The organism is Pedobacter sp. ASV12, assembly GCF_016429155.1.
Lineage (GTDB): Bacteria > Bacteroidota > Bacteroidia > Sphingobacteriales > Sphingobacteriaceae > Pedobacter.
Genome location: NZ_JAELUC010000011.1, coordinates 51,740 through 63,516, shown reverse-complemented (window position 1 = coordinate 63,516; position 11,777 = coordinate 51,740). Strand labels below are relative to the sequence as shown.

Genomic DNA, 11,777 nt, shown 5'->3' with positions numbered 1-11,777 from the left:
CCCCCCCCCCCCCCCCCCCCCCCCCCCCCCCCCCCCCCCCCCCCCCCCCCCCTTTTTAGATGTGTATAAGAGACAGCGCTATCGCTATGATATCCTCACTTCAAGAACCCTTTCTAACATTTCTGGTATCTCCAACTTGCCGCCTTCTAATATCAATAGGGTAAGCAACAGAGGCTTGGAGGCACAGGTAACCTATTTGGGCCGTATCAACAAATTGGAGTTCAACATTAGCGGCAATATTTCGGTGGCCAAGAACAAAATCTTGTTTATGGACGAACCAAAGCCGGCTTACGATTACCAGGCTTTAACCGGCAAGGCCATGGGCAGTATTTTGGGTTATCATTTCTTGGGCTACTATACCCAGGCCGAGATTGACGACCCGTCAGTGCCTAAACCAACTGTGGGTACCACCAGAGCCGGCGATTTGAAATACCAAGATACCAATGGCGATGGCATTGTAAACGTTGACGACAGGATTGTGTTAAAATATCCAAACTTGCCTAATACCATTATGGGTTTAACCGTAGGCTTCAACTATAAAAACTTCAGCTTTACAGTAACCGCCCAGAGTGCCCTGAATTTTGCCAGAAGATCGGCAGCCGAGGCCATCAGACCAGGATTGAACAACTTTAGGGAAATCCACGAACAAGCCTGGACTCCTGAAAACAGTGCCAATCCGAGCTTCCCGCGTTTGAGCCTGGCCGGTACCAACCTGAACGACCCGGCGGCCAATCCGTCTGATTACTGGTTCAAAGCCAGCGATTATTTGAGGATCAAAACCGCCGAATTTGGATATTCGTTTCCTAAAACCTTCATCAACAAAATCGGTTTGCAGGGTGCAAGAATCTACGTAAACGGCTATAACCTGCTTACTTGGTCGCTTAAAGAGAAAAACATCTACAATACCGATCCAGAGAATACTTCTGGAACTGATGGCGCAGGCTTTTACCCGCAAACCAAAGTATATAATTTAGGATTACAAGTTTCATTTTAATGAATATGAAAAAGATAGTGATAGCATTATTGATGGTTGTGGCTGGTGTCATGATCTATTCATGCAAGAAGGTCGATATCCTCGACCCTCAACTCAATACTGACCTGAACGAGGAAACCACCTTCGCCGATAGCGCCAAAACAAGCAATTTCCTGTTTGGCATCTACTCCGATATCTTCTTCGATTTCAGCTCGAGGTATTACAATTCGCCAAATGGCAGCAGCATTACCGCAGGTACTGCAGAAGCCTGCGATGAGGGCAATCACCGTTTATTTGGCGTAACCCAGCCTTTCGTGGTGATTTATAGTGGCAGTTTGGCATCAGTAGTTTCGAGCGGCACCAACCAAAATCCTTACATCGTGGCTTACAATAAACCGTATGCCAACATCAGAAGGGTCAATATTTTCCTGTCGAACGTAGACAAATCGCCCTTTTCGGCTGCAATGAAAAAGCAGACCAAGGCCGAAGCCCGCTTTTTAAGGGCTTGGTACTACTCCATTTTAATCAAGCATTTTGGAGGCGTAGCCCTCATTGGCGATAGGTTGTTTGGGCCAAACGACATCATCGATAATCCGCGCAACTCTTACGAAGAATGCGTGAATTACATTGTTTCTGAACTTGATGCCATTACTAACGATTTGCCGGCCAACTACAACGCCCAAAATTATGGCAGGATTACCAGTATTTCTTGCAAGGCGCTCAAATCGAGGGTTTTATTGTTTGCGGCGAGTCCTTTGTTTAACGGGGGCAATATTGGTAAAACCGAAGCACAAAAGAAAGTAGTAGGTTATGCGGCTTATGATGCCAACCGTTGGGTAAAGGCGGCCGCGGCGGCCAAAGAAGCATTGGATGCGGCAACTGCCGAAGGTTATGGCCTTTACGAAGACAATTCTACTCCGGGCTTGGGCTTTGGCAAGGTATTTACCATGCGCAAAAATCCTGAATTCCTGCTCAATGGCATGACTGCTGGTTCGAAAACCTTAGAGGGCGCGTTATTGCCGGTTTCGAGAGGGGTAACTACGCCACAGGCTATGCCATCGCAGAATTTGGTGGATGCTTTTGGAACCATCAATGGCAAGCCGATTACCACCGATATCAAATCGCCTACCAATCCAACCGGCTACGATGCCGCTAACCCATATGTAAACCGCGATCCGCGTTTGGGCTATACCGTAATCTGGAACCAAATGCTGTGGTTCAACAATGCCACGGGCAACAAACAACCGGTAAGCACCTACATCAATACACAAGATGGATGGTCTACCAAATCGGGCGAAGCCGGCTTAACTTATGCCACTGGCTATTACTGGCGCAAAATGATGGACGATGGTACGGCCAATAACGGCGGACCAACCCTGCAACGCGTTTGGGGCTTGATCCGTTACGCCGAAGTAATGCTGAACTATGCCGAGGCCAGCAACGAAGCGGGCAACATTACCCCGGCTTACGACCAGTTGAAACTGCTGAGAAAAAGAGCAGGAATTTTAGCAGGTACCGATGGCTTGTATGGCCTCAAAGCTGGCATGAGCCAAGCCGAAATGCGCGAAGTAATCCAAAACGAGCGCCAGGTAGAATTAGCCTACGAAGGGATGCGCTTCTTCGACGTGCGCCGTTGGAAATTAGCCATGGAGAAATTCAACTTTACCATGATGGGTATGCAGATTACCAAAACCGGATCTACCTACACTTATGCAAAAGTGCCGATTACCAACAATCCAAATCGTGTCTTTAAAGAAGCCAACTATTTCTTCCCTTTAGATCAAACTGAATTGAACAGGGTTCCAGCCCTGATACAAAACCCAGGTTATTAATAGCCCCTTAGCGTTCTGGCCTAGCAATAGGCCGGAACGCTAACTATATTTATTTGCAATAATGCTTCAATCTACCCGTTCGAGAATTTACTGTTTAGTCCTTTTGCTGGCAAGTTGCCTTCCTGTTTTTGTCCAAGCCCAATCCAGCAAAAAAGAAACCAGGCCATACGTTAGCCTGAATGCCAACTGGTCATTTGCCAAAGACCCGAGCCGACAAGCTACAGCGGCCAATTGGGGCAACCTGAAATGGACAACCGTAAGCGTGCCCCACACCTGGAATGCCTTTGATGTCATGGACGATGAGCCAGGCTATTACCGTGGCATAGGCTGGTACAGGAAAAAACTGAGCCTCAAACCCGAATGGAAGAACAAAAAATTGGCACTTTATTTTGAAGGCGCCAACCAAGAAACCGCTGTTTACCTCAACGGCAAAAAAATAGGCAGCCACCTTGGCGGTTATACTGCCTTTACAGTTCCCTTAGCCAATCTCAAATTTAACGGAACAGACGAAATTGCGGTAAAAGTAGACAATGCCTACAATGAAAATATTGCGCCGTTGACTGCCGATTTTACTTTTTTTGGTGGTTTGTACCGCAATGTATCGCTTGTGATTACTGATGCCGTACATTTTCAAGACGATCAGTATGCCACCAAAGGCGTTTATGTGCATGCCGATAAGGTATCGGCCCATGGAGCCGAAGTTATCATCAATGGAAGCCTTAGTAATGCCACTGCCGTTCAAAAGAATTTAAACCTGCTGGCCACCTTGATTGATGCCAGCGGAAAGAAAATTGCGGCTACCCAAATTGCCGTGGTCGCCAATGCCAAACAAACCCTTTCGTTTGCATTGCCAGTTCTTTCGGTGAAAAATCCTAATTTGTGGTCGCCGGAAAACCCATATCTCTACAAAACTATTATCAGTATCATTGATGCCAAAACAGGGCGGCCTACAGACGAGGTAACGACCAACGTAGGCCTCCGGTTTTTTAGTTTTGATGCCAACGCAGGTTTCTCGCTCAACGGGAAAGCCGTTAAATTAATAGGCGCTAGTCGCCACCAGGATTTTGCAGGCATGGGCAATGCCGTACCATCGAGCTTGCAGGTTAAAGATGTAGAACTGCTCAAAAGCATGGGGGGCAATTTTCTGCGCGTTGCCCACTATCCACAAGATCAGGCCGTGCTTGATGCCTGCGACCGTTTGGGGATTTTAACTTCGGTCGAGATTCCGATTGTAAACGAAATTACCGAAACCGAAGCCTTTACGCGCAACTGCAAAAGCATGCAGGTAGAAATGATCAAACAAAACTACAATCATCCCAGCATCATTATCTGGGCTTACATGAACGAAGTTTTGTTGCGCATGAAATTCAATAACGATCAGCCAAGAAAGCAGCGGTATCTCGATAATATTGCCGTTTTGGCGCAAAAATTAGAAGACCTTACACGCGCAACCGATCCTACGCGCTACACCATGATGTCTAACCACGGTGATGTAAACGGCTATACCAAGGCCGGCTTGGTTAAAATACCGATGATTGTAGGTTGGAATTTATACCAAGGCTGGTACGGGGGCAAATCGGAAGATTTTGGGCCGAACTTGGATAAAATCCACCAACAAATACCCGATAAGCCCATGATCATTACCGAGTATGGCGCCGATGTAGATCCGCGCATCCATGCCTTTGCGCCCATTAGGTTCGACAAGAGCTTGGAATATGGTATGCTTTACCACCAAATTTACATTAATGCCATCATGGGCAGACCTTTTGTGGCTGGTGCTGCGGCTTGGAACCTGGCCGATTTCAGCTCGGAAACCCGCGACGAAACCATGCCCCACATCAACAATAAAGGCCTATTGACGTTAGATAGACAGCCTAAAAATACCTATTACCTGTACAAAGCACATTTTAGCGAACAACCTTTCCTTAAAATTGGCGATGGTTCGTGGACCATCAGGGGCGGGGTTGCCCCTGCCAATGGCACTACTTTGGTACAGCCCTTGCAAGTAATCAGTAATACCGACAGCGTAACACTCTTTGTAAATGGCAAAAGCATGGGCCGACAAGCCGTTAAAGACAGGTTGAGCAATTGGGAAGTGCCTTTTAAAAATGGAATCAACGAAATCAGGGCTGTCGCTACGCATCAAGGTAAAAAGCTAGAGGATAGAACTTCGATCCATTTTGTGCTGCAACCTGATATTTTTGCGCAACAGAATTTAGCTTTTAAGGCCATCAATATCTGCTTGGGCAGTCCACGTCAGTTTATCGATTTCCAGCAAAAAGAAATCTGGTTGCCAAGCCAGGCCTACAAAGCAGGCTCATGGGGCAGTTTGGGTGGCGAGCCTTTCAAAATCAAAAATAGCGGTCGTCAAGCTTATGGCAGCGACAAAAATATCCGTGGTACCTTTAATGATCCGGTTTACCAAACCCAATTAGTGGGTTTAGACGGCTATCAGCTGGACGTGCCCAAAGGAAAATATGAAGTGGTGCTGCACTTTGCCGAGCTGATGGGCAATGGCATCCAATCGGTATTGCCGTATAACCTGGATAGCCTCATCGAGGCTAGTAAATCGGCCAATAAGGAAGTGCCCGAGCAGCGTATTTTCGACGTCTATTTAAATGGTAAACAGGTTATCGCAAACCTGAATCTGGCCTCTACCTATGGTATAGCCAATAGCGTTCAAAAAAAATTCGATTGTATTGTAGCCGACAATAAAGGCATACGCATCATATTTAAAAGCGTAAAGGGAAAACCTGTGCTCAATGCCTTGCAGGTGAGAAGAATTGATTAATTTTCAAGGGTAACGCCGTTTTTCGGACAACTTAAAAATAAGCAAACATGAAACCACTGCCACAGCGCATTCTTTCTATCGATGTTTTAAGGGCCATGACCATGTTCCTGATGATTTTTGTGAACGATGTGGCAGGGGTAGGCCGTATTCCGAAATGGATTGAGCATACCGCAGCCGATTACGATGGCATGGGTTTTTCTGATCTTATTTTTCCTGCATTTTTGTTTATCGTAGGCCTTTCGTTGCCTTTTGCCATCAAAGCACGCCTCAAAAAAGGCGATTCGTATATCGCCATTCTCTTCCACATTATATTGAGAGCTGCCGCCTTGATCATCATGGGCTTTTTTCACGTGAACATGGAAAATTACAATGGCCATACAGCGCTGCTAAGCTATCCGGTTTATATGATTATCCTTACCGTTGGTTTCTTTCTTGTTTGGCTCGATTACCCAGCTAAACTGGCCAAGGGCTGGAAATATGGTCTCACGGCATTGGGTATTGTTACGGTAGCCATAATGGCTTGCCTGTATAAAGGTGGCAGTAATGAACATCCTAGCGGGATGGAACCTTCGTGGTGGGGCATATTGGGTATTATTGGCTGGGCCTACTTGTTTGCTGCCGTTGCCTATGTGGCTACCCGGGGCAAACTGTTGGTGCTATTGCCGGTATTTATCGCCTTTTCGCTCATCAACGTAACCAGCCACATGGATTTGATCCATGTCGACTTATGGATGATTGGCGATGCTTCGTCCATTACACTGATGCTTGGTGGAGCTTTGGCTTCAACCCTGTATTCGCGGTTGGCAAGCCGTGAAAAAAGCAATGTGCTGTGGTTGCTTTTTGCTTTGGCCGGCCTAACCTGTATAGCCTTTGGTTTAATCATTAGGCCACACGCAGGAGGCATTTCCAAAATCTATTCAACTCCGGCTTGGGTATTCATTTGTATGGGCATCACCTGGCTCATGTTCGAACTGCTTATTTGGCTGGTCGATGTAAAAGACAAAAAGAACTGGTTCAGCTTTATTAAGCCGGCCGGAACCAGTACCTTGACTTGTTATTTAATCCCATACCTGCTTTATGCCTTGCTCAGCCTCATCGATTTCAATTACCCCGATTATTTTAATAACGGCATAGGTGGTATCATCAGGTCTTTTTTTGTCGCATTTTTAGTTATCCGTATCGTAGCTTTTTTAGAAAAGAAACATATCCGTTTAAAAATTTAACCATGGTAGCAGTAATCAACAACAGAATCAATCAGCTTTTCTTCGTTTTAATTGGCATAGCCTTGTTGGTAGCCATGAAAATGCCCGAAAGGAAACCAAAGCCAGTGGTAATTGGCTACGTAACCGGTTTCAATGGTTTGGTAGATCCGAGCCAAATTGCGGCAGAGAAGCTCACGCACATCAATTATGCTTTTGTGAACGTAAAAGACAACAAAGCTTTTCTGCAAAACCTCAAAACAGATACCACCAATTTTGCCCGTTTAAATACACTGAAGCAGAAAAATCCAGCCCTGAAAATCCTGATTTCGATCGGGGGCTGGTCGTGGAGCGAGAATTTCTCTAACGCGGTATTGACCGATTCGCTTCGGAAAGGTTTTGCCACAAGTGCAGTCGACATTATTCGCAAATATAGATTGGATGGGGTAGACATCGACTGGGAATACCCAGGCATGCCAGGCGAGCAAGGCAATGTGTACCGGCCGGAAGACAAACAAAATTTTACCTTGATGTTTGAAGCGATTAGGAAAGAACTGGATGTATTGGAAAAAGAAACCGGCAAAAAGAAACTGCTGACTACGGCTACGGGCGGCTTCCCATCGTTTCTGAACAATACCGAAATGGGCAAGGCCGCTAAATACCTGGATTACATCAACCTCATGACCTACGATTATTACTCGTGGAAACAGGCCGGTCATCACACCAATCTATACGATTCGAAAACCTCGCCTGCAGAAAACTCGGCCGATAAGGCTATCAAAGCTTACCTAGCTGCTGGTGTTCCAGCATCAAAAATCGTGATGGGTATTGCCTTTTATGGCCGTAACTTCAAGTTGAGCCCAACGGCGCAAAAAGGCCTGGGCGATACCATTTTAGATTCGGGCAACAGCTATGGCAGGGGCTATACTTTTATGAAAGACAGCCTTATCAACAAAAAGGGCTTTGTCGAATATAAAGACGAGGATGCCAAAGCGCCATACCTGTTCAATGCCGAAACCAAGCAGTACATTACCTACGATAACGAATGGTCGGTGGCCCATAAATGCGAGTACGTGCTCAAAAATAAACTGGGTGGCGTCATGTTTTGGGAGTACAGCTCAGACCGCAAAAACTACTTGTTAGATCAGATTACCAAAAGTTTCAACTAAAATATGTTCAAAAAATCAGCTGCCTTACTCTTAATTAACCTCTTGGGAATAAGTTTGTTGCTTCAGGCGCAAACTTCCAAACGTCTCAACAACAACTGGGAATTTGTAAAAGAAGACTTGGGAGGCGTTTGGGAAGCCGTGAGGCCAGTAAAGACGGGCAATCCCGAAGAAATGCCTTATTGGCAAAAAGTAAGCCTGCCACACTGTTTCAACGCAACCGATGCCGTTGATCCCGATGTAAATTACTACCAAGGCCCGGGTTGGTACCGTACCCATATTGAGGTAGCCAATCCTTATGCCAAAGGCAGGACTTTATTGCATTTTGAAGGCGCCGGGCAGAAAACGCAAGTCTATATTTATACCACCAAGGTGGCCGAACATGTGGGCGGCTATGACGAATGGACGGCAGATATTACCGATGCGGTAGCAAAATTCAAGCAATCGCCTTTGTTTAAGGGGCAGTTTAAGGGCAAGGTGCCTGTTATTATCCGTTGCAACAATTCGCGCGATTTGGAAATGATACCTTCTAATCTGTCTGATTTTAATGTGTATGGCGGCCTTTACCGCTACCTCAATCTCGTTTATACGCCACAGCTCAGTGCCGATAAACTGTTTGCACACGCCACGGTTGATGCCAAAGGAACAATGGGCAAATTGACCGTAAAAGCAAGGTTGTTAAACCCAGATATGCTAAAAGAGGCCACGTTTAAAATCAGCGTAACCGATCCGAATGGCAAAGTTGTGGGCGATTGGAGCAAGGCCTTGCCCACATTTCAAGGCGACGAACTGCTCTGGGAAACTTCCCTCAAATCGCCAAAATTGTGGTCGCCAGATCTGCCACAGCAATATGAAATCAAATTAAGTATTACAGCCAATGGCGAAACCTCGGTGATGACCGAAAAAGTGGGCTTCCGCAATTTTGAGTTTGTCAAGAAAGGACCTTTTATGCTCAACGGTAAGCGCCTGTTGTTGCGCGGTACCCACAGACACGAAGATCATGCGGGTGTAGGAGCCGCCATGACCGAAGACATGATCGCGACCGAAATGAAGCTCATGAAAGAAATGGGCGTTAACTTTATTCGTTTGGGGCATTACCAGCAATCGCGAATCGTGTTGAACCTGTGCGACAGTCTGGGTATTTTGGTTTGGGAAGAAATTCCTTGGTGCCGAGGCGGCTTGGGCGGTCCGGTTTATCAGCAACAAGCCAAAAGAATGCTGACCAACATGATTGAGCAGCATTACAACCACCCGTCGATCATCATTTGGGGCTTGGGCAACGAAAATGACTGGCCAGGCGATTTCAGCGAGTTTGACCAACAAAAAATCAGGGCATTTATGAAGGAACTGAATGATTTGTCGCACAAATTAGATCCTTCAAGAAATACCGCCATCCGCCGTTGCGATTTTTGTCGCGATATTGTGGATGTGTATTCGCCGTCAATCTGGGCAGGCTGGTACCGTGGCGACTACACCGAGTACAAACAGGTTTCGTTAGACGAGTTTAACAAATCTGACCGCTTTTTGCATGTAGAGTGGGGTGGCGACAGCCATGCCCGCAGGCATTCAGAAAACCCGGATAATGCCTTGAGCAAAATCAAAAAAGGCGGTGGTGCCGACGAGCGCGCAGGCGACGCATCGCTATATGGTGGCGCAGCACGCGTAAGCAAAGACGGCGATTGGAGCGAAAGCTATATAGCCAACCTCATCGACTGGCACTTGAAAGAGCAGGAAACCATGCCTTGGCTCAGCGGTACGGCTTATTGGCCGTTTAAGGATTTTTCTACGCCGATCAGGCCCGAAAATCCGGTTCCTTATGTGAACCAGAAAGGAGTAATTGAACGCGATTTTACCAAGAAAGAAGCCTTTTATATTTTCCAATCCTACTGGACAAATACGCCAATGGTACATCTTTATGGCCATACTTGGCCGATACGTTGGGGTACCGAAGGTGAGGAGAAGATGGTGAAAGTTTACTCCAATTGCGACGAAGCCGAACTTTTTGTAAACGGCAAGAGCTTTGGCCTGAAGAAAAGAAACAGCCAGGACTTTCCGGCGGCTGGCTTGCGTTGGCTCGTACCAATGGGCAAAGGCAAATATACCTTCAAGGTTGTGGCTAAAAAAGGCAAAACGACGGTAACCGACGAAATTGTACAAGAATACCAAACCGATAAATGGGGCAAGCCTGCACAAATGACTTTAGAAAAAATAGACGAAAAAGACGGCGTAGTTACTTTGGAAGCCAAATTGTTCGATGCCCAAAAAGTATTGTGCCTTGATGCCGTAAACCAAGTGGCTTTTAGCTTGGTTGGCGATGGAGAACTGATTAAGGATCAAGGTACATCTACAGGTTCATCTAAAGTGCAACTGTACAATGGCCGAGCCATCATTAAGGTAAAAACCAATCAGGGTAAAAGCGTGGTAAGTGTGCAGTCGAAAGGCATGCCTACCGTATTTTTAAACTTAAACTAATGAGAACATCATCCCTATTGTTTGTGGTGTTGGTGGCGATGGCCATCAATACTTTTGCCCAAAAAACCTCCATAGCACAACAGGCAACTGCTGTGTTAAAAGAGCAGGTACGCAAAGAAGCGGCTTGGGCTATGCAACAACAGCCCGTGACGGTGACCGCCGAAAGCTCGCCAAGAAGTGCAGGTGGCAAACACGATTTCTTTTCGGAGGCCGATTACTTTTGGTCAAATCCGAAAAATCCGGACGGGCCTTACATTAACCGCGATGGCGAAACCAATCCGAATAATTTTGTAGCCCATCGCAAGGCCATGATCCGTTTCAGCACCATCATTGGGGCTTTGGCATCGGCCTATAAAATTACTGGTGACGAGAAATATGCTCAACAGGCCCTCAAACACCTAAAAGCCTGGTTTGTAGATCAGGAAACGTTAATGAACCCTAACCTGTCTTTTGCGCAGGCGGTAAAAGGATCTTCTACCGGACGCAGCTGGGGCATTATCGATACCATTCATTTGATGGAAGTAGCACAAGGCATGCTGGTGCTCGAAAAAGCCAAAGCATTTGATGCATCCACAACCGCTGCCATCAAAAAATGGTTTGCCGATTATATCCTTTGGCTCAACACCAGCAAAAATGGAAAGGCCGAAAAAAACTCGAAAAATAACCACAGTACCTGCTGGGCCATGCAAGTGGCTTCGTTTGCCAAATTGTGCAACGACCAGGCCATGCTCGATTCGCTGCGTAGCCGTTATAAAACGGTATTGTTGCCCAACCAAATGGCAGTTAATGGCAGTTTCCCGTTAGAATTGGAGCGTACCAAGGCCTATGGCTATTCGATATTTAATTTAGATGCCATGGTCATGGTTTGCCAGATTTTATCTACCCCGAAAGACAACCTATGGGCATTTGAAACTGCCGATGGCAAATCGATCAGAAAAGGAATAGAATTTCTCTATCCTTTCGTAGCCGATAAAAGCAAATGGACCCTAAAACCTGATGTCATGTTTTGGGAAAACTGGCCGGTGGCACAGCCGTTTTTGGTTTTTGGTGCCAACCAATACAAAAACCAGGCATGGTTCAATACATGGAAAAGGCTGGATTTAAAGCCAACCGTAGAAGAAATAATCCGGAATTTGCCAATTAGGCATCCTTTAATTTGGTTATAAGATGAAGTTATTTAAAGAAGTCCGTCAATCGGGACATGCCATTCGGGCCTTGTTTAATCGTTGGTCAGAAGTCCATCTCAGAAAGGCTGGGTTATGCTTATGTCTGTTTTTTTGGGCTTTCACCGCCTCAGCTCAGCAAGCCTGGCAATCCAAATACGTTAAAATACAAGGAGGCAAA

General features: G+C 46.2%; 6 protein-coding genes and 1 pseudogene. All 7 read left to right on the top strand.

All coding sequences use genetic code 11. The features are described from left to right. Positions 1-994: pseudogene (locus JHD69_RS05180) on the top strand (SusC/RagA family TonB-linked outer membrane protein); the annotation flags it as partial. A 5-nt stretch (positions 995-999) separates the two neighbouring features. After that, complete coding sequence (locus JHD69_RS05175) at positions 1,000-2,805, top strand: RagB/SusD family nutrient uptake outer membrane protein (protein ID WP_199138016.1); 1,806 nt, start codon at positions 1,000-1,002, stop codon at positions 2,803-2,805. A 61-nt stretch (positions 2,806-2,866) separates the two neighbouring features. Further along, positions 2,867-5,596, top strand: coding sequence for a glycoside hydrolase family 2 TIM barrel-domain containing protein (locus JHD69_RS05170; protein ID WP_199138014.1), 2,730 nt, complete (start codon positions 2,867-2,869; stop codon positions 5,594-5,596). Positions 5,597-5,643: 47 nt separating this feature from the next. Further along, entirely contained in the window at positions 5,644-6,819 is a 1,176-nt protein-coding gene (locus tag JHD69_RS05165) for a DUF5009 domain-containing protein (protein ID WP_199138012.1), read from the top strand. A gap of 2 nt (positions 6,820-6,821) precedes the next feature. After that, positions 6,822-7,964: a glycoside hydrolase family 18 protein gene (locus tag JHD69_RS05160; RefSeq protein WP_233165715.1), complete on the top strand. Its 1,143-nt coding sequence runs from the start codon at positions 6,822-6,824 to the stop codon at positions 7,962-7,964. A 3-nt stretch (positions 7,965-7,967) separates the two neighbouring features. Beyond that, entirely contained in the window at positions 7,968-10,433 is a 2,466-nt protein-coding gene (locus JHD69_RS05155) for a glycoside hydrolase family 2 TIM barrel-domain containing protein (protein ID WP_199138010.1), read from the top strand. Continuing rightward, a complete protein-coding gene (locus JHD69_RS05150; RefSeq protein WP_199138008.1) occupies positions 10,433-11,599 on the top strand; it encodes an alginate lyase family protein in 1,167 nt (388 codons plus the stop codon). Before JHD69_RS05155 ends, JHD69_RS05150 begins: the two co-directional genes overlap by 1 nt. Positions 11,600-11,777: the final 178 nt, after the last annotated feature.

Excerpts from the sequence above, each read along its gene's own strand:
- JHD69_RS05175 (WP_199138016.1), top strand. The coding sequence starts at position 1,000 with ATGAAAAAGATAGTGATAGCATTATTGATGGTTGTGGCTGGTGTCATG.
- JHD69_RS05170 (WP_199138014.1), top strand. The coding sequence starts at position 2,867 with ATGCTTCAATCTACCCGTTCGAGAATTTACTGTTTAGTCCTTTTGCTG.
- JHD69_RS05165 (WP_199138012.1), top strand. The coding sequence starts at position 5,644 with ATGAAACCACTGCCACAGCGCATTCTTTCTATCGATGTTTTAAGGGCC.
- JHD69_RS05160 (WP_233165715.1), top strand. The coding sequence starts at position 6,822 with ATGGTAGCAGTAATCAACAACAGAATCAATCAGCTTTTCTTCGTTTTA.
- JHD69_RS05155 (WP_199138010.1), top strand. The coding sequence starts at position 7,968 with ATGTTCAAAAAATCAGCTGCCTTACTCTTAATTAACCTCTTGGGAATA.
- JHD69_RS05150 (WP_199138008.1), top strand. The coding sequence starts at position 10,433 with ATGAGAACATCATCCCTATTGTTTGTGGTGTTGGTGGCGATGGCCATC.